Genomic DNA, 20593 nt, shown 5'->3' on the forward strand with positions numbered 1-20593 from the left:
GTTCAGCCTCGATCCGTGTTCATGAGCGAGTCCACATAGCTCGCCAGCGCTTCGAAAGTGGGGTGGTCGTAGACGACCGTGGCGGGCAGGTCGACACCGGTCGACTCGATGACCTTGTTGCGGAGGTCGACCGCCATCAGGGAGGTGAAGCCCAGTTCCAGCAGCGGGGTCTCGACGTTCACCTCGGACGGTGAGTCGAGGCCCATCACCTCGGCCGCGACCTCCAGCACGGCGGCCAGGATGAGCGCGGGGCGGTCCGCCGCCGGGGTCGCCGCCAGGCGGGCCGCGGTGGACGGTGTGCTGTCCTCGGGGACCTCGTCCGCGGGCACCGGCACCGCGGTGTCGGTGCGGGCGCGCCCGGGACCGGCGGTGACCCGGGGCGCGACCTCGTCGAGCCAGTACCGGCGGTGCTGGAAGGCGTACGGGGGAAGGGCGACCGTGCGGGGGGCGGAGCCGGCCGTCGCGGCCGGCCAGTGCACGGAGCGGCCGCCGACGTGCAGGCGGGCCAGGGCGGCCAGGAAGGCGAGGGGCTCCTCCTGGTCGCGGCGAGCCAGGGCGATGACACCGGCGCGGGCGCTGTCGGAGGTGTCCGCGAGGATCTCGGTGATCATCGAGGTCAGGACGCTGTCCGGGCCGGCCTCCAGGAAGGTGGCGACGCCCAGTTCGGCCTGCCGGCGGATGCCGGAGGCGAAGCGGACGGGGCGGCGGACGTGGTCGGCCCAGTAGCCGGGGGTGAGGAGTTCGTCCCCGGCGACGTCCCCGGTGAGGTTGGAGACGACGGGAATGGTGGGCCGGTGGTAGATGAGCTGCTGGGCGACGGTCTCGAACTCGGCGAGCATCCCGTCCATGTGCGGGGAGTGGAACGCGTGGCTGACCTTGAGCAGCTTGGTGCGGCGGCCCTGCGCGGTGAAGGCGGCGCCGATCTCCCGTACGGCTTCGGGGTCACCGGAGATCACCACGGAGGAGGGGCCGTTCTCGGCGGCGAGGGAGACCTCGTGCTCCCGGCCCGCGAGGAGCGGTTCCGCCTCGGCGGCGGTCGCCTCGACGGCCAGCATGGCGCCGCCGCCGGGCTGGGCCTGCATGAGGCGGCCGCGGGCGGCGACGAGGACCGCCGCGTCGGACAGCGACCAGACACCGGCGACATGGGCGGCCGCGAGTTCGCCGACGGAGTGGCCGGAGACGAAGTCCGGGGTGACGCCGAAGTGTTCGAGCAGGCGGTACAGGGCCACCTCGACGGCGAAGATGCCCGCCTGGGTGTAAGCGGTCTGGTGGACGAGTTCGCCGTCGACCGCCGGGTCCTCGCCGAGGAGCACCGTACGCAGGGGGATGTCGAGATGGCGGTCGAGCTCCGCGCAGACCTTGTCGAAGGCCTGGGCGAACGCGGGGAAGCGGGCGTACAGCTCGGCGCCCATCCCGGGCCGCTGGGAGCCCTGTCCGGAGAACACCACGGCCAGCGGTGCCTTCGCGGCAGGGTCGGGGGCGCCCTTGGTGAGGCCGGGCGCACCGGCGCCGCGGGCGAGCTTCTCCAGGCCCTGGATCAGCTGGGCGGGCTCGCTGCCGACGAGGACGGCCCGGTGGGCGAAGGGGGTGCGGCCGGTGGCCAGGGTGTGGGCGACGTCGACGGTGGCGGTGGGGGTGCGGTGCAGGTGCGCGGCGAGGCGGGCGGCCTGGTCGCGCAGCGCCTTGGGGGTGCGGGCGGCGAGCGGCCAGGCGACGGCGGTGTCGCGTGCGGCGGGGCGTTCGTCCTCCTGCGGGGCCTCCTCCACGATCACATGGGCGTTGGTGCCGCTGATGCCGAAGGAGGAGACTCCGGCGCGGCGCGGACGTGCCGGGTCGCGCGGCCAGGCGACGGGTTCCTGGAGCAGGGCGACGCTGCCGGAGCTCCAGTCGATGTGGGAGGTCGGGTTCTCGGCGTGCAGGGTGCGCGGCAGGAGTTGGTGGCGCAGGGCCATGACGGTCTTGATGACGCCGCCGACGCCCGCGGCGGCCTGGCTGTGTCCGATGTTGGACTTGAGGGAGCCGAGGCGCAGCGGGCGGCCGGGCTCCCGTCCGGGGCCGTAGGCGGCCTGGATGGCCTGGCCCTCGACGGGGTCGCCGAGGGTGGTGGCGGTGCCGTGGGCCTCGACGGCGTCGATCTCGCCGGGGGTGAGCCGGGCGTCGGCCAGGGCCTCCTGGATGACCCGCTCCTGGGCGGGGCCGTTGGGGGCGGTCAGGCCGTTGCTGGCGCCGTCCTGGTTGACGGCGCTGCCCCGGATGACGGCGAGGACGGGGTGCCCGGCCTTCCGGGCGTCCGAGAGGCGTTCGAGGTAGAGGACGCCGACACCCTCGGCCCAGCCGGTGCCGTCGGCCTCGGCGGAGAAGGAGCGGCAGCGGCCGTCCGTGCTCAGCCCGCGTTGGCGGGCGAACTCGGTGAAGACGGTGGGGGTGGCCATGACCGTGACGCCGCCCGCGAGGGCGGAGGCGCACTCGCCGCGGCGCAGCGACTGGACGGCGAGGTGCAGGGAGACCAGCGAGGAGGAGCAGGCCGTGTCCACGGTGAGGGCGGGACCGTGCAGGCCGAGGGTGTACGAGATGCGGCCGGAGGCGACGCTGGCGGCGCTGCCGCTGCCGATATAGCCCTCGAAGCCCTCGGGGGCGGGGTTCAGCCGTGCGCCGTAGTCGTTGTACATGACGCCGACGAAGACCCCGGTGCGGCTGCCGCGCAGGGACCGGGGGTCGACACCGGCCTGTTCAACGGCCGCCCAGGCGTGTTCGAGCAGCAGGCGCTGCTGGGGGTCGATGGTGAGGGCTTCCTTGGGGGTGATCCCGAAGAGCCCGGCGTCGAACGAGGCGGCTCCGGGCAGGAAGCCACCGTGGCGCGTGTAGCAGGTGCCGGGGGACTCGGGGTCGGGGTCGTAGAGGGCGTCGAGGTCCCAGCCGCGGTCGGCCGGAAAGTCTCCGACGGCGTCGGTGCCGGAGGCGACCAGGTCCCAGAGGTCGTCGGGCCCGGCGACGCCCCCGGGGTAGGCGCAGGCCATGCCGACGACGGCGATGGGCTCGTGGTGCCGGTCCTCCAGGTCCCTGATGTGCTGCCGGGCCTCGCGCAGATCGATCGTCATCCGCTTGAGGTAGTCGAGCAGCCTGGCGTCTTCGCCGGTCGCGGTCGTCATGTCTCCCCCTTCCCTTGTGGGTGGTGCGTCACTGGTTGTTCGTCTTGCGGATGCGGGCCGCGAGCCGGGCAGGTGTCGGGTCGGCGTACAGGTCGGCCATGGCGAGGGTTGTTCCGGTGGTGTCCTCGACCCGTTGGACGAGCTGGGCGCCGAGCAGCGAGTGACCGCCGTGCGCGAAGAAGTTGGCGTCGGCGTCGATGTCCGTGCGTTCCAGGAGCTGCTGCCAGAGGGCGATGAGCGCGACGGTGAGCTCGTCGCCCTGGTGGGTGGTGCCGCCGGTGTCCGTGCCGCGTTCGTCGCGGAGCCGGGCGGCGAGGCGCTTGAGGGCCAGGTAGTCGGTCTTCTGGCTGACGGTGGTCGGGAACGTGTCGACGGCCAGGAATTCCTGGGGCACGGCGGCGCCGGGCAGGCCGGCCCGGGCGTGTTCCCACAGCAGGTCGGCGAGGGCGGCCGGGCCGGTGTCCTGGGCGGGCTCGACGAAGGCGACGAGCAGCGGCCCGCCGGGGGCTTCGTCGTCGACGACGACGGCCACTCCGCGCACCTGCGGGTGCTCCAGGAGTACGGCTTCCACCTCGCCGAGTTCGATGCGGTTGCCGCGCAGCTTGACCTGGCGGTCGGCCCGGCCGTGCAGGGCGAGGCGCCCGTCGGGGAGCCAGCAGGCGAGGTCGCCGGTGCGGTAGTGGCGGCCGTATGAGGGGTGGGTGGCGAAGCGTTCGGCGGTCAGCTCGGGGCGGCCGTGGTAGCCGAGGGCGACCCCGGTGCCGGCGATGCAGAGTTCGCCTCGGACGCCGACGGGCAGTTCGCGCCCGTCCGGGTCGGTGATGAAGGCCCGGGTGTTGTTCATGGGGCGGCCGATGTCGATGGCGGTGGCGCCTTCGGGGACGGTGCCGCAGGTGGAGTAGATGGTGGTCTCGGAGGGGGCGTAGGCGTTGCGCAGGGTGCAGCCGGCTGCGGTGATACGGCGGGCCAGCGCGGGCGGCATCGGTTCGCCGCCGGTGACGCCGCGTCGGCCGGCCAGCCAGTGGCCCGCCTTGTCCGCGATGAGCCGCCAGGTGGTGGGGGTGGCCTGGATGATGCCGACGTCGTGGCGTTCGAGGACGTCGAGGAGGGCCTGGCCGTCGCTGCGGGCCGCTTCGGGGGCGACGGCGATCCGGCCGCCGGTGACGAGGGGGAGGAAGAGCTCCAGGGCGGAGATGTCGAAGGTGAAGGTGGTCAGCCACAGCGTCACGTCGGCGGCGCCGGCGCCCAGTTCGTGGCGGAAGTGGTGGATGACGTTGGCGGCGCCCCGGTGGGTGATGACGGTGCCCTTGGGCTTGCCGGTGGAGCCCGAGGTGTAGATGAGGAAGGCGGTGGCGTCGGGGGCGGGGAGGTCCACCGGCTCCCCGACGGTCGGGTCCGTGCCCTGCGACGGCGTGGCGGGGACCACGGCCGCCATGGGTTCCACGGTCACGGCGGACCCGGCGGCCACGTCGATGCCGGGCGCGGCGAGGACCACGGCGGCGCCGGAGTCCTCCAGCAGATAGGCGGTGCGCTGGGCCGGGTGGTCGGGGTCCAGGGCGAGGTAGGCGGTGCCCGCCAGCCAGGCTCCGAGGACGGCGGCGGCGAGCTGCGGGCCGCGTCGGGCGGCGAGCGCGACGATGTCGCCGGGGCGGGCTCCGGCGGCGCGCAGCAGGTCCCGGTCGGCGAGCGCGGTGTCCCACAGCTGCTGGTAGGTCGTGGTGTGTGCGCCGTCCTCGACGGCGACGGCGCCGGGAGTGGCGGCGGCCGTGGCGGCGACGGCCTCCAGCAGGGTGGCGGGGGTGACCTCGGTGCCGGTGGCGTTGGCGGTGTCGATGACGGCCCGGTCCCGCGCGCCGTGCAGGGGCAGTTCGCCGAGCGGGCGGTCGGGGTCCTGGCCCAGGGCGACGAGCAGGGCGTCGTAGCGTTCCAGCAGGAACTCGGTGTCGTCGCGGGAGAGGACCTCGGTGTAGAAGACGCCGCGGACGCGAATCTCCTCGGGCGAGGCGAGGAAGAAGAATTCCAGGTCGAACTTGCTGTAGCCGTTCTCCACGAGCAGCCGCCGGGCGGGGACGCCGTCGATGTCGAAGCTGGTCAGCCCGGCGTTGGGCACGTAGTTGAACAGGTGCCGGAAGACGGTGTTGCGCCAGGTCGCGCCGGTGTGCTCGATCTCCGGAAGCAGGACGTCCACCGGCACGTCGGCGTGGGTGATGGCGCCGAAGAAGGCTTCGCGGGCCTCGGCGGCGAGGGTCCGGAAGCCGGCGCCCATGTCGACCCGGGCGCGCAGGGGGAGGGTGTTGACGTGGTAGCCGACGGTTCCGGCGGCGTGGGCGGGGCGGACGTTGGCGGGCGAGCCGACCACGAGGTCCGGCCCGGCGCCGTGCCGTGCGAGCAGCAGGTAGTAGGCGGCGAGGAGGACGACGGCTTCGGGGGCCCGTACCTCCCGCTGGAGGCGGCGGACGGCCTCGTGGGCCTCGGCGGACAGGGTGTGCAGGACCGAGTCGCCGGTCAGCGTGGGGTCGGGCCGGTCCTCGGTGCCGCAGTCCAGTCCGAGGGCCGAGGGGTCGAAGCCCTTCAGGTGCTCGCGCCAGTAGGCGAGGCTCTCGTCGGTGGGGGCGGCGGTGGCGAGGGCCGGCTGGGGGGTGGCGAGGTCCTCGGGCACGTCGAGACCGGCGGCGACGGCCTCGTAGACGCGGGTGAGCTCGTCGAGCAGGATCGCGGCGGAGACGGTGTCGAAGACGATGTGGTGGACGACCAGGCAGAAGACGTCCCCCTCCGGGCCCTGGAGGTGCCCGGCGCGCAGCAGCGGCTGCCCGTCGAACGTGAAGGGCCGGGCGACGAGCGCGGCCACCGCCGCGTCGGTGCCGCCGGCCGCGACCGCCATGGTGCTGACGGTGGCGGCGAACCGGTCGGCCGGGACGGTCTGCTTGACGAGTCCGCCGTCCGTGCCGTGGAAGACCGTGCGCAGCGCCGGGTGCCTCCGTACCAGGGCGTCCAGGGTCTGCTGCAGCTCCCACTCCCCCAGCGGCTCCTCGGTGGTGAAGACGACCGAGAGGTTGTTGACGGCACCGGAGGGGACGAGCTTTTCGAGCAGCCACAGCGCCTGCTCCTTGCGGCTGGCCGCCGTGAGTACGGCGTGGGCCGGGCCGTTCCCCGGGGTCTGGGCTGAGGTGAGCATTCCGGATTCCTGTCTGTGACCTGGGAGAGGGAGTACGGCCGGCCGTGCGCGCGGGGTCAGGAAGCGAGCAGGAGCTCGGTGACGGCCTGGGCGACCACGGGGCTGCTGAGCAGTTCCACGTGCGGGGTGTCGAAGCGGAGCTCGTCCGCGACGAGGGCGGCCTTGTGGTCCGGGTTGAGCATGCGGAACCCGTTGAGTCCGCTGGTCGCGGTGGCGGAGGTGATGGCCGTGGAGCGCAGCCAGGCGGCCGCCGGTTCGATCTGCTCGGCGGTCGAGAGGTAGGTGAGGAACGCGCCCGCGGTCTCCGTCATCTCCGCGCGGCGCCGGTCGTCCAGGCCGAGCTTGTCGCAGGCCGTCTGGGCGAGGGCGTGGTAGAGCAGGAGGAGCCGGCGGGCGAGGTCGCCGAGGCTCACGCAGGTCTCCTGGGCGCGCTGCGCCGAGTCCTGGACGCGGCCGACCTCGGCGGCGCCGACGGCGGGCTCCATCTGGCCGACGGCCTTGTGGAACTGCCAGTACATGCTGGCGGCCGCGGCCCGCTCCGGGTCGAAGAGGATCGTCTGCGGGAAGGAGCCCTGCCACTTCTCGACCTCTTCGGCGATGGCGGCCGCGTAGACGCTGCCCGCGCAGAACGCGAGGACGGCCTTGACCCGCTTGCCGCTGGTGCGGACCTCGTCGACCCACTGCTTGACGTACGCGTCGGCGGGCAGGTCGGGGCGGGAGGCCACGGCCGCGGGAAGGGTCTCCCAGACGGTGAAGCCGGTTCCGAGGAGCGGGACGAAGTCGCTGAAACGAGCCTCGCCACGGCCTGTGGCGTCGAAGTCGACGGCGAGGACGACCTCGTCGGTGTCGCCGGCGATGAGCTCTTTCCACGTGCTGAGGCTGGTCATGGGTTCCGGTTCCGTTCTGTGGTGAAGGGTCGGTCGGTTCGGGTGCTGCGGCCGGGCAGGGGGCTCGGGAGCTAGAAGCTCCCGCCGAACTCCTGGTCGATCAGGTCGAGGAGCTCGGTCGCGGAGGCGGACTCGATGTCGGCGGCCTCCCGGGCCGCCGCGCCGTCCGCCGCTCCCGCCCAGCCGGCGAGCAGCTCTTCCATCCGGGCCGCGACGGTGCGGCGCAGGTCGTCGCCACCGGCATCGGCGGCCAGGTTCCCGAGCGATGCCTCCAGCCGGTCGAGGTCGGCGAGTACGGGCTGCCTGTCGACGACGGGTTCGGCCAGCTTGTGGACGTACTCGGTGAGTTCGCGGGGGTTCGGGTGGTCGAAGACGAGGGTGGAGGGCAGGGCCAGGCCGGTGGCCGCGCCGAGCCGGTTGCGCAGTTCGACGGCGGTCAGGGAGTCGAACCCGAGGGACTTGAAGGACAGGTCGTCCTCGATCCGGGCCGTGTCGGCGTGGCCGAGCACGACCGCGATGGTCGTACGGACCAGCTCCCGGACGATCTCCTCCTGTTCGGGGCGGGCCAGTCCGGTGAGCCGGTCGGTGAGCCCCGTCTCGGCCGAGTTCTGCGCACCGGCCGCACGCCGGGCGGGCGTACGGGCCAGGCCGCGCAGCCGGTCCGGCAGGGTGTCCGCCTCGGCCTGGGCGCGCAGCGCCGCCGGGTCGAAGCGGGCCACGACCGGTACCGGGGCCGGTACCGCGAGCGCCGCGTCGAACAGTCCGAGCCCTTCGGCGGCGGACAGCGGCAGCAGGCCGCCGCGTCCGGCCCGGGCCAGGTTCGCCGCGTCGAGGCGGGTGGCCAGTCCGGTGCCTTCGCCCGAGGTCTCGCCCCACAGGCCCCACACCAGGGAGACCGCGGGCAGCCCCTGGGTCCGGCGCTGTTCGGCGAGGGCGTCGAGGTAGGCGTTGGCGGCCGCGTAGTTGGCCTGCCCCGCGTTGCCCGCCTGGCCGGCCAGCGAGGAGAAGAGGACGAAGGCGTCCAGTTCCAGATCGGCGGTCAGCTCGTGCAGGTGGCGTGCGGCGTCCGCCTTGGGCTGCCACACGGCTGCGAAGCGTTCGCGGGTCAGCCCCTGCACGATGCCGTCGTCCAGGACGCCCGCGGTGTGGACCACCGCGGTGAGCGGGTGGTCGGTGGGTACGGCGGCCAGGAGGGCGGCGAGGGCGTCCCGGTCGGCGGAGTCGCAGGCGGCCAGGGTGACGGTCGCGCCGAGGGCTTCGAGTTCGGCCCGCAGCGTGTCGGCCCCGGGGGCCTGTGCTCCGCGTCGGCTGGTGAGCAGCAGGTGGCGGACTCCGTACGCGGTGACCAGGTGGCGGGCGAAGAGCGCGCCGAGCGCTCCGGTGCCGCCGGTGATGAGGACCGTGCCCTCGGGGGTGAACCGCATGGCCTCGGCAGCCTGGTCCGGACGGATCGCGGCGAGCCTCGGGCGGGCCGCCGCTCCCGCGTGCAGGAGGAGTTCGGGCTCCCCCGCGGCCAGGGCGGACAGCGTGTCGTGTGCGGTGCCGGTGCCGGTGTCGATCAGGACGACGCGGCCCGGGTTCTCGGATGCGACGACCCTGAGCAGGCCCCACATGGCCGCCACCGCCGGGTCCGTTCCGTCGGCGGCCCCGCTGCTGAGGAAGACGAGTGTGCTTCCGCCCAGGCCGTCCTCGGCGAGCCAGTACTGGACGAGTTCCAGCAGCCGGTACACGGCCGTGCCCGGGTCCGCGTCGGCGGGCGGGGTCGTCAGGATGTACTGCGGCGCGGTGCCGCCTCCGGCCACGGCCGCCGCGAGAACCCGTATGTCGTCGTACGGCTCCCGGGCGATGCCGAGCGCGCCGCGAAGCCCCGCCGGATCGGCGCCGAGCCACACGGCCCGGTCTGGGGCGCTCTCGGCGACGGGCAGCTCGACGGGCTCCCAGCGCACGTGGTGCAGCGGCAGCCGGTCGGTGCGCAGCGCGGCGAGAGCTGCCTGATCGGCGGCCCGCACGGTGAGCGTGTCGACACCGCCGAGCGGAGCACCCGAGGTGTCGGTGAAGAGCAGCCGGACGGTGTCGTCCCCGGTCGGGTCGAGCGTCACCCGCAGCGTTGACGGCGCGGTGGCGGGTGCCGTCAGCCCGGTCCAGGAGTACGGGACGCGCAGCCGCAGGCCGTCGTCGCCGGCCTCGGCCAGGGCGGTCACGACCAGCGGGTGCAGGGCCGAGTCGAGGAGCGCCGGGTGCAGGGCGTACCCGGCGGTGGCGGTGCCGGGAGCGAGTTCGACCTCGGCGTACAGCGTTCCGCCGCTCTGCCAGAGAGCGGTCAGGCCCTGGAAGGCGAGGCCGTACTCGTATCCCTGGTCGGCGAGTTGCCCGTAGGCGTCGGCGAGGTCCACCGGAGTGGCCCCGGCCGGCGGCCAGTCGGAGCCTGCGGGTGCCGGGCGGTCGGGTGCCTCGACGAGGAGGCCCTGGGCGTGCAGGGTCCACTCGGCGGCATCGGCGTCGGAGGAGGTCTCGGGGCGGGCGTGGACGGAGAGTTCGCGGCGGCCGGAGGAGTCCGGGCCGTCAACGGTGAGCTGGATCTGCACGGCTCCGGTCGCCGGAAGGGCGAGCGGGGCATGCAGGACCAGGTCGTTGACGGCGCCCCTCTCGCACTGGGCCGCGGCGAACAGGGCGAGGTCGGCGAAGGCCGCGCCGGGCAGCAGGACCGTGCCGGCGACCGTGTGGTCGGCGAGCCACGGATGAGTGGCCAGGGACAGCCGACCGGTGAACAGCACCGTCTCCGACCCGGCCACGGCCACGGCCGCTCCGAGAAGGGGGTGCGTGGTGGCGGCGAGACCGGCGGTGGAGACATCGCCCGTGGTGGTGGCGGATTCGAGCCAGTAGCGGGTGCGCTGGAAGGCGTACGTGGGCAGGTCGAGCGGGTGCTGAGGCTCGGAGAGGGCCGTGGTCCAGTCGACGGGGACGCCGTGGGCCCATGCCTGCCCGGCGGAGAGCAGGAACCGTTCCAGGCCGCCTTCGTCCCGACGGAGCGACGGAACGGCGAGCGCCGCGACCGCACCGGCGGCCTCGAAGGTCTCCTGGAGGCCGATCGTCAGGACCGGGTGAGCGCTCGACTCGATGAACGTCGTGAAACCTGCCGCGAGCAGAGCACGCGTCGTCTTCTCGAACTCCACGGTCCGGCGCAGATTCTGGTACCAGTACTCCGCGTCCAGTGCCGCGCTGTCGACCACCTCGTTCGTGACGGTCGAGTAGAACGGGATCTCCGGCACCCGGGGAGCAACCGGGGCCAGGAGCTGCGCCAGCTCGGCCTGGATGGACTCCACGTGCGGGGAGTGCGAGGCGTAGTCCACCGCGATACGACGCGAGCGCACCCCGTCCGCGCGAAGTACCGCGACCAAGTCGTCCAGGGCACTGTCCGTGCCCGACACGACCGTGGACGACGGGCCGTTGACCGTGGCCACGCCCAGGTCGTCCGCCCACTGCGTCAGGTACGGGCGCACCGCGTCGGCGGGCAGTGCGACCGAGAGCATGCCGCCCCGGCCCGCCAGAGCCTTGATCGCCCGGCTCCGCAGAGCCACCACCAGGGCGCCGTCCTCCAAGGACAGCGCGCCCGAGACGACAGCCGCCGCGATCTCGCCCTGCGAATGCCCCACGACCGCGTCCGGCACGACCCCGTAAGAGCGCCACACCTCGGCCAGGGAGACCATGACCGCCCACAGCGCGGGCTGGATCACGTCCACCCGCTCCAGCAGGCCCTCCGGATCGCCCTCCAGCAGCACTGGCAGCAGATCCCAGTCCGTGTAGGCGGACAGAGCCCGCGCACACGCCTCAAGCCGCTCCCGGAACGCCGGCGACGCCTCGAACAGACCCGCCGCCATACCGACCCACTGCGAACCCTGCCCCGGGAAGACGAACACGGTCTTGCCCCCCGCGACCTCACCGGTCACGGCGCCCGCGCTCTGGTCGCCGGCGGCCAGTTCGCGTACCGACCGGAGCAGTTCCTCGCGGTCCTTGCCGACGGCGACCGCCCGGTGTGCGAAGGGCGTACGCGTGGCCACCAGCGCGGCGCCCACCTCGGACACGGCCGCCTCCGGGTAGCTGTCGGCGAACGCCACGAGTCGCGCGGCCTGCTCGCGCAGAGCGGCCGGGCTCTTCGCCGCGATCACCCACGGCGCGATCCCGTCGGCCACGGGCACAGCGGACTCGTCCGCCGCTGCCGGAACCTCGGGAGCCTGTTCCAGGATCACGTGGGCGTTCGTCCCGCTGAAGCCGAAGGACGAGACGGCCGCGCGGCGCGGGCGGTCCAGCTCGGGCCACGGCTGTTCCCGGGTCAGCAGCGCGACCGCGCCCGCCTCCCAGTCGACGTGCGGAGTCGGCTCGTCCACGTGCAGCGTGCGGGGCAGCACCCCGTGCCGCATGGCCTGCACCATCTTGATGACGCCGGCGACACCGGCAGCGGCCAGGGTGTGCCCGATGTTGGACTTCAACGAACCGAGCCACAGGGGCTGTTCGGGAGTGCGCTCCTGCCCGTACGTGGCGATCAGGGCCTGCGCCTCGATGGGGTCGCCGAGCTTGGTCCCCGTACCGTGCGCGTCCACGACGTCGACGTCCGCGCCGGTCAGGCCCGCGTCGGCGAGGGCCTGCCGGATCACCCGCTGCTGCGAGGGGCCGCTGGGAGCGGTCAGACCGTTGCTGGCACCGTCCTGGTTCGTCGCCGAACCCCGGAGGACGGCCAGCACCTGATGTCCGTTGGCCTGTGCGTCGGAAAGCCTCTCCAGGAGGACCAGGCCCACGCCCTCGCCCCATCCGGTGCCGTCGGCCGTGGAGGAGAACGCCTTGCAGCGGCCGTCGGGCGACAGGGCCCGCTGCCTGGAGAACTCCACGAAGTTGATGGGTCCCGCCATGACCGTCGCACCGCCCGCCAGGGCGAGCGAGCACTCGCCCCGTCGCAGCGCCTGCGCCGCCAGGTGGAGTGCCACCAGGGAGGAGGAACAGGCCGTGTCCACGGTCAGCGCCGGGCCCTCCAGGCCGAGGGTGTAGGAGACCCGGCCGGAGGCGACGCTGGTGGTGGTGCCGGTGGAGACGTAGCCCTCCAAACCCTCGGGGAGCCGGTCCAGCCGGGTCACGTAGTCGCCCGTGATGACGCCCGCGAACACTCCGGTGTCGCTGCCGCGCAGTCGGTCCGGGTCGATCCCGGCGCGTTCGAGCGTCTCCCAGGCCGTTTCCAGCAGCAGGCGCTGCTGCGGGTCCATGGCGAGCGCCTCACGCGGGTTGATGCCGAAGAAGTCGGCGTCGAAGGTGTCGGCGTCGCGCAGGAAGGCACCCTGCCGGGTGTACGAGGTGCCGGTGGCCTCCGGGTCGGGGTCGTAGAGGCCGTCGAGGTCCCAGCCGCGGTTCTCCGGGAAGCCGCCGACGGTGTCCACGCCGCCCTTCACGAGCTGCCAGAGGTCTTCCGGTGTGGTGATCCCGCCGGGGAAGCGGCAGCCCATGGAGACGATGGCGATGGCCTCGTCGGCACCGTCACCCGTTGTGGCCTTGGTGACGGGGGCCGCCGCCGCGGCCTGTGTGCCGAGCAGCGTGTCGCGCAGGTGGGTGGCGAGCGCGCCGGGGGTGGGGTGGTCGAAGATCAGGGTCGGGGTGAGCCGCTGTCCGGTGGCGGCGCCGAGCCGGTTGCGCAGCTCGACGGCGGACAGCGAGTCGAAGCCGAGGGTGGTGAAGGTCCTGCTCGGGTCCAGCACGGCGGCGTCGGACCGGCCGAGTACGGCGGCCACCTCCTCCCGGACCAGGTCCAGCAGCAGCCGGTCCTGCTCAGCGGCCGGCAGTGTGGCGAGCCGCTGGGCGAGCGAGGTCGCACCGGCCGCCCCGGCCCGGGCGGCCGCGGCCCGGCGCACCGGTGTACGGACCAGGCCGCGCAGGAGCGGAGCGAGTGAGCCGCTCTTGGCGCGGGCCCGGAGGGCGGTGGTGTTCATCGGCACGGCGAGGAGCGCGGGCCGGTGGTGGCCGAGCGCGGCGTCGAAGGCAGCCAGGCCCTGCTCGGGCGTGATGGCGGCGGTTCCGGTGTCGGCGAGCCGGGCCAGCGCCGTCTCGTCCAGCTGCCCCGTCATCGTGCTCGCCTGGTCCCAGAGTCCCCAGGCGAGGGAGGTGGCGGGGAGTCCTTGGGTGTGGCGGTGTGCGGCGAGGGCGTCGAGGAAGGTGTTGGCGGCGGCGTAGTTGGCTTGTCCGGCGTTGCCGAGGATGCCGGCGGCGGAGGAGTAGAGGACGAAGGCGGCGAGGTCGGTGTCACGGGTGAGTTCGTGGAGGTGCCAGGCGGTGTCGGCCTTGGGGCGCAGGACGGTGTCGAGGCGCTCGGGGGTGAGGGTGTCGATGGTGCCGTCGTCGAGGACGCCTGCGGTGTGGATGACGGCGGTGAGGGGGTGGTCGGTGGGGATGGTGTTCAGGAGGGTGGCGAGGGCGTCGCGGTCGGCGGTGTCGCAGGCGGTCAGGGTGACGGTGGCGCCGAGGGCTTCGAGTTCGGTGCGCAGGGTGTCGGCTCCGGGGGCGTCGGGGCCCCGTCGGCTGGTCAGGAGGAGGTGGCGGACGTTGTGGTGGGTGACGAGGTGGTGGGCGAGGAGGGTGCCCAGGGTGCCGGTGGCCCCGGTGATCAGGACCGTTCCCGCCGGATCCAGCTCACGCGGCAGTGAGAGGGCGACCTTGCCGACGTGCCGGGCCTGGCCCAGGAAGCGGAAGGCGTCACGCGCGTACCGGACGTCCCACGACCGGACGGGCAGCGGGTGCAGAGCGCCCGCCTCGAACAGGTTCCTGAGCTCGTCCAGCATCTCCTGGATGCGCTCCGGACCCGCCTCCATGAGGTCGAAGGCCCGGTAGGCGACGCCCGGATGCTCCTGGGCCACCTGCTCCGGGTCGCGGACGTCGGCCTTGCCCATCTCCAGGAAGCGGCCGCCGTGGGGCTGGAGGCGCAGGGTGGCGTCGACGAATTCCTTGGCGAGGGAGTCGAGTACGACGTCGAAGCCGTGTCCTTCGGTGGCGGTGGTGAACTGCTGCTCGAAGTCGAGGGTGCGGGAGTTGGCCAGGTGGGCGTCGTCGAAGCCGAGGGCGCGCAGGGTGTCCCACTTGCCGGTGCTGGCCGTGCCGAAGACCTCGGCGCCCAGGTGCCGGGCGATCTGGGTGGCGGCCATCCCGACCCCGCCCGCCGCGGCATGCACCAGCAACCGCTCGCCCGCCCGCAGCCCCGCCAGATCCGTCAGACCGTAATACGCCGTCAGGAAGACGATCGGGGTCGCCGCCGCCTCGGTGAACGTCCAACCGGCCGGAACGCGGCCGAGCGTGCGGTGGTCGGTGACGGCGACGGGGCCCGCGCCGTCGGAGAACAGGCCCATCACCCGGTCGCCCACGGCGAGGGAGGTGACTCCGGGACCCGTCTCCAGGACGACGCCCGCGCCCTCGCTGCCCATCGGCGCCTCACCGGGGTAGCTGCCGAGGGCGATGAGGACGTCGCGGAAGTTGGCGCCCACGGCCCGTACGGCGACCCGGACCTGGCCTGCGGCGAGCGGCCCGGTGGCGTCCGGTGACGGGACCAGGGCGATGTTCTCCAGGGTGCCCTTGCCGGTGCTGCCCAGGCGCCACGCACCGGTGTCCTCGGGCGGGGTCAGTACGCCGTCGGCAGCGGCCCCCCGGGTGAGCCGGTTGACGTACACCGCGCCCTGGCGGACGGCGAGTTGGGCCTCGTCGTCGGTGGCGGACACGGCGACGGCCAGTGCGGCGGCGTCGGCCGGATCGGCCGGAGCGAGGTCCAGCAGGACGAACGCGTCCGGGTTCTCCGTCTGCGTGGCCCGCACGAAGCCCCACACGGCGGCACCGGCCAGATCGTCCAGCAGGTCGCCGCGGTGGGCGGCGACGGCGCCGGTGGTGACGACGACGAGCCGCGAACCCGCGGACCGGCCCTCGGCCAGCCACTGCTGCGCGGCCTCCAGGACGTACGCGAGAGCGCTGCGGGTCTCCTGGCCGGCCGCAACCGGCAGGAACACCGTCTGCGGCAACGGGCCTTCGGCGGCGAACAGGGCCGCCAGGTCCGGGTGACGCACGGTCTCCTCGCCGAGTCCGGCGGCGAGCTCCGGACCGGGCGTGCCGATCACGGCCGCCGCGACCGGGGCGTCCGAGGTCCCCGTCCCGTCCGCCCGTACCGGGGCCCAGTCGACGCCCAGCAGGATTCCCCCGTCAGCGGCCGGCTGCTCGGCGCTGATCGGCCGGAGCGCCAGCTCCTCGATGGTCACCACTGGCTGCCCGGTCTCATCGGCCGCGCTGATACGGACGGTGTCGGGGGTGGTGGGGGTGAGGTGGACGTGGAGGGTGGTGGGGTGGGTGGCGTGGAGGGTGATGTTGTTCCAGGCGAAGGGGATGCGTTGGGTGGTGGTGGGTTCGTTGGTGGTGTTGAGGATGAGGGGGTGGAGGGCGGCGTCGAGGAGGGCGGGGTGGAGGGTGTGGTCGGTGGGTTCTGTGTGGGTGGGGAGGTTGATTTCGGCGTAGAGGTCGGTGCCGTGGTGCCAGAGGGCGGTGAGTCCTTGGAAGGCGGGTCCGTAGGTGTAGCCCTGGTCGGCGAGGTGGTCGTAGAGGTCGGTGAGGTCGTGGGGGGTGGCGCCGGTGGGGGGCCAGGTGGTGGGTGTGGGGGGTGCGGGTTGGGTGTGGGGGGTGAGGGTGCCTGTGGCGTGGGGGGTCCAGGTGTCGGTGGTGTCGGTGCGGGAGTGGATGGTCAGGGTGCGGTGGCCGGTGGGGTCGGCGGGTTCGACGGTGACCTGGAGGCGTGTGGGGGTGTGGGGGGTGAGGGTGAGGGGGGCGGCCAGGACCAGGTCCTCGATGGTGGCGAGGCCGGTGAGGTGGGCGGCGTGCAGGGCGAGGTCGACGAACGCGGTGCCGGGCAGGAGGGTGGTGCCGGCGATGGTGTGGTCGGTGAGCCAGGGCAGCCGCTGGTCGGACAGGAGCCCGGTCAGGACGAGGTGTCCGGTGTCGGCGATCTCGACGGCGGCCCCGAGCAGGGGGTGCCCGCCGGCGTCGAGTCCGGCTGCGGTGACGTCGGTCTGGTGGATCGGGTGGAGCCAGAACTCCTCGTGCTGGAACGCGTAAGTCGGCAGGTCGACGCGGTTCCCGCCGGGCAGGAGAGCCGTCCAGTCGATGTCCGTCCCGCTGGTGTAGGCGGTGGCCAGGGCCTGGAGGAGAGTACGGGCCTCGTCCCGGCCGCCCCTGAGCGCGGAGGCTGCGGTGGGAGTGTCCAGGGCGTTCTGGACCAGGGACGTCAGGACGGGGTCCGGGCCGAGTTCGAGGTACGTGGTGATGCCCTGGGCGTCCAGGGTGCGGATGCCGTCGTGGAATCGCACCGCCGCGCGGATCTGACGCGCCCAGTAGGCCGGGCTGGTCAGCTCATCAGCAATCTGACCGGTCACGTTGGATATGACGGTGATCTGGGGCTCGTTGAACGTGAGGGAGCCTATCTCCTGCTCGAACTCGGCCAGGGCCGTGTCCATGTGGCCGGAGTGGAACGCGTGCGAGACCGTGAGGCGCTTGACCTTGACCCCACGGCTACGGAACAGCTCCTCCAGGAGCTCGATCGCATCCGCGTCACCGGAGACCACGACCGCTGCGGGGCCGTTCACCGCCGCGAGCGACACACCGTCACCCAGCTCGGGCAGGACATCGGCCTCTGGGGCGGCGATGGCGAGCATCGCCCCGCCCGCACGGGCGGCCTGCATCAGCCGGCCCCGTACCGCCACCAACGCACACGCGTCCTCCAGCGAGAACACACCCGCCGCGTACGCGGCGGTCACTTCGCCGATCGAGTGACCGATCAGCGCATCCGGACGCACACCCCATGACGACACCAGCGTGAACAGGGCTGATTCGAGCGCGAACAGGGCGGCCTGGGTGAACCGCGTCTGATCCAGGACCGGATCGCCCTCGAACACCACCTCCTTCAGCGATCGGCCCAAAGGCACGTCCAGATACGCACAGGCAGCGTCGAACGCCTCGGCGAAGACCGGGTACGTCTCATACAGCTCGCGCCCCATCCCCGCCCGCTGGCACCCCTGCCCCGTGAACAACAACGCCGTCCGCGCCGGCCCGGAGACCGGAGCCGAGGAGGCCGCCGACAGGCTGTCCCGGATCGATTCCAGGCCCGCGACCAGTTCCGCACGGTCCGCACCGATGACCACCGCACGGTGCTCGAACACCGTCCGCGCCGACGCCAGCGAATAGCCGACATCCAGCAGCGAACCGCCTTCAAAAGCAGCCAGATTCGCCGCCTGCGCACGCAGCGCTTCCGCGCTCCGCCCCGACACCACCCACGGCACCAGCCCCGGCCGCACGCCCTCCGTGGGCGCGGGCGCAGGGGTGTTCTCAGGGGTCTGCTCCAGGATGACGTGGGAGTTCGTACCGGAGATGCCGAATGAGGACACCGCCGCGCGGCGCGGGCGGTCGACCTCGGGCCAGGCGCGCTGTTCGGTCAGCAGTTCCACCGCTCCCGCGGACCAGTCGACATGCGAGCTCGGCTCGTCCACGTGCAGGGTGCGGGGCAGGACCCCGTGCCGCATGGCCATGACCATCTTGATGACCGCCGCGACACCCGCCGCGGCTTGCGTGTGACCGATGTTCGACTTCAGCGAACCGAGCCACAACGGCCGGTCCGCCGAGTGCTCCTGACCATAGGTCGCGATCAGGGCCTGCGCCTCGATCGGGTCACCCAGCCTGGTCCCCGTACCGTGCGCCTCGACCACGTCCACGTCGGCGGCCGACACCCGGGCGTTCGCCAGGGCCTGCCGGATCACCCGCTGCTGCGAAGGACCATTCGGCGCCGTCAGACCATTGCTCGCACCGTCCTGATTGACCGCCGAACCCTTGATCACCGCCAGCACCGGATGCCCATTGCGCCGCGCGTCCGACAAACGCTCCAGAACCAGCCACCCCACACCCTCGGAGAACCCGGTGCCATCCGTGTCGTCCGCGAATGCCTTGCAGCGGCCGTCCGGGGAGAGCCCCCGCTGGCGGCTGAACTCCACGAAGATGCGCGGCGTGGACATCACGGTGACGCCGCCGGCCAGGGCCAGTGAGCTCTCGCCGCGCCGCAGGGACTCGGCCGCCAGGTGCAGGGCCACGAGGGAGGCGGAGCAGGCGGTGTCCACGGAGACGGCCGGACCTTCGAGACCGAAGGTGTACGCGATGCGGCCCGAAGCGACACTGGTGAGGACGCCGGAACCGACGTAGCCCTCGACATCGGCGGGGACCTTGTCGACCTCGGGCGCGTAGTCCTGCGGAATGGCCCCGGCGAAGACTCCGGTGTTGCTGCCCTTCAACGCCTCGGGCACGATCCCGGCCCGCTCGAACGCCTCCCACGCCGTCTCCAACAGCAAACGCTGCTGCGGATCCATCGCCAGGGCCTCACGCGGCGAGATACCGAAGAACTCCGCGTCAAAACCCGACGCCTCGTACAGGAACCCGCCCCGACGCGTCATCGACTTACCCGCCACGGACGGGTCCGGATCGAACAGACCCTCCACATCCCAGCCACGGTCCGACGGGAACTCACCAACCGCGTCCCCACCTCGCTCGACCAGATCCCACAAGCCCTCCGGAGACGTCACACCCCCAGGGAACCGACACGCCATACCCACGATCGCCAACGGCTCATTCGCCCGCTCCTCCACATCGGAGAGGCGGCGGCGTGTCTGCTGAAGATCAGCTGTCACACGCTTGAGGTAATCGCGAAGCTTGTCTTCATTCGGCATGCAGAGCCATCCCCTTGGGCTACCGGGCCACCCGTTCGGCTCGCCACCCTCCTCCGCACTGCTTGCCTTGGCCTTAATCAGACCTAAAGCGCTGCCGCTTTTAGCGGCAATTAAGCCCCAGCGCCTACCTTCCGGCGCGAAGCGCTCTGTCTCGAGAGGTCACCACCATGTCCGATACCGATAGCTCCGACATACCGCCCTTTCCCTTCGCCCGGACCTGCCCGTTCAGTCCGCCGGCCGAGTACGCACCGCTGCGCGACGAAGGGCCCATGTCCCGGGTGGTGCTCCAGAACGGAAAGTCGGCCTGGTTGGCCACCCGCCACGAGCACGTACGCACTCTTCTCAGCCATCCGGCCACCTCGGCCAGCAGAGCCCATCCCGCCTTCCCCGCGACCGTCGCCAATGTGGGGGCTTTCGCGCAGAAGGGTTTCCTGCTGTCGATGGACTCCCCGGACCATTCGCTTCACCGGCGCATGGTCACCAGCGAATTCACGCTCAATCGTGTCCGCCGCCTGCGTCCGCGTATTCAGGAAATCGTGGACGAATGCGTGGACCGCATTCTGGAGGCCGGCGCGGGCGGCAGGCCGGTGGATCTGGTCCAGGAACTCTCGCTGCCGGTCCCCTCACTCGTCATCTGCGAGCTGCTCGGGGTTCCGTACGAGACCCGCGGCACGTTCCAGAAGTACACCGAGGTACTGCTGGAACGATCCAGCACACCCGAGGAGCGCGGGGCCGCCTTCGGCGCTCTGCGCACGTTCCTCGGCGACCTGGTGTCCAGCAAGGACGACGCGCCCGATGACGCGCTGCTCAGCCGCCTCGCCGTGAAGTACCGGGAAGCGGGCATCTACGACCACGAGCTGCTCACCGGCTTCGCGATGCTCCTGCTCCTGGCCGGCCACGAGACGACGGCGAACATGATCTCGCTCGGAGTGGCGGCCCTGCTGCGGGAGCCGGAGAAGCTCGCCACGATCACCGCCGACCCGTCCACGACCCCGGGCGCGGTCGAGGAACTGCTGCGCTGGTTCAGCATCGTGGACTACCCGACCGCCCGCGTGGCCCTTGAGGACATCGAGGTCGGCGACGTCGTCGTACGCGCGGGCGAGGGCTTCATCGCGTCGGCCGCCGCCGCCAACCACGACGAGCGGGTCTTCCCCGACGCGGCCACGCTCGACCTGGGACGCCAGACGTCCGGCCACGTCGCCTTCGGCTTCGGCGTGCACGCCTGCCTCGGCCAGAACCTGGCCCGGGCCGAGCTCGAGATTGTCTACGACACCCTTTTCCGGCGCATCCCCGGACTGCGCCTGGTCGGTCCCCCGGAAGACCTTCCGTTCAAGGACGCGACCGTATTCGGAATCCACCGACTGGAGGTGACCTGGTGAGCCAGGCACGACTGCTGATCACCATCAAGGAAGAGGAGTGCTGCTCCTCCGGTATCTGCGCGCTGACCGCGCCGGATGTGTTCGACCAGCGTGAGGAGGACGGCGTCGTCTTCCTGCTCGACAAGGACCCCGAGCCGTCGCTGCACGCCGAGGTGAAGGACGCGGCGCGCCGCTGCCCGTCGCTCGCCATCGAGGTCGAGGAAATCCCGGCCTGACGGTCCTTTCGCCCGCCCGC

At 72.6% G+C, this 20593-nt stretch carries 6 protein-coding genes; 2 read left to right on the forward strand and 4 right to left on the reverse strand.

All coding sequences use genetic code 11. From position 1 onward, the window contains the following. Nucleotides 1–2: 2 nt before the first annotated feature. The 4 genes from OHS17_RS33015 to OHS17_RS33030 form a co-directional block, all read right to left on the reverse strand. Nucleotides 3–3149: a type I polyketide synthase gene (locus OHS17_RS33015; protein ID WP_330315484.1), complete on the reverse strand. Its 3147-nt coding sequence runs from the start codon at nt 3147–3149 to the stop codon at nt 3–5. A 28-nt stretch (nt 3150–3177) separates the two neighbouring features. Then, entirely contained in the window at nt 3178–6324 is a 3147-nt protein-coding gene (locus OHS17_RS33020) for a non-ribosomal peptide synthetase (RefSeq protein WP_330315485.1), read from the reverse strand. A gap of 56 nt (nt 6325–6380) precedes the next feature. Next, the gene (locus OHS17_RS33025; RefSeq protein WP_073865700.1) at nt 6381–7211 is read right to left on the reverse strand and encodes a hypothetical protein; all 831 of its coding nucleotides are present in this window, start codon (nt 7209–7211) and stop codon (nt 6381–6383) included. Between the two features lie 71 nt (nt 7212–7282). Continuing rightward, a complete protein-coding gene (locus tag OHS17_RS33030; RefSeq protein ID WP_443066181.1) occupies nt 7283–18940 on the reverse strand; it encodes an SDR family NAD(P)-dependent oxidoreductase in 11658 nt (3885 codons plus the stop codon). A gap of 206 nt (nt 18941–19146) precedes the next feature. On the opposite strand from OHS17_RS33030, the gene OHS17_RS33035 reads away from it, so the two are divergent. Both OHS17_RS33035 and OHS17_RS33040 read left to right on the forward strand, forming a co-directional pair. Further along, complete coding sequence (locus tag OHS17_RS33035; protein WP_330315487.1) at nt 19147–20358, forward strand: cytochrome P450; 1212 nt, start codon at nt 19147–19149, stop codon at nt 20356–20358. Continuing rightward, complete coding sequence (locus OHS17_RS33040; protein WP_330315488.1) at nt 20355–20573, forward strand: ferredoxin; 219 nt, start codon at nt 20355–20357, stop codon at nt 20571–20573. The genes OHS17_RS33035 and OHS17_RS33040 overlap by 4 nt, the downstream gene beginning before the upstream one ends. Nucleotides 20574–20593 lie beyond the last annotated feature (20 nt).

The organism is Streptomyces sp. NBC_00523 (assembly GCF_036346615.1).
Lineage (GTDB): Bacteria > Actinomycetota > Actinomycetes > Streptomycetales > Streptomycetaceae > Streptomyces.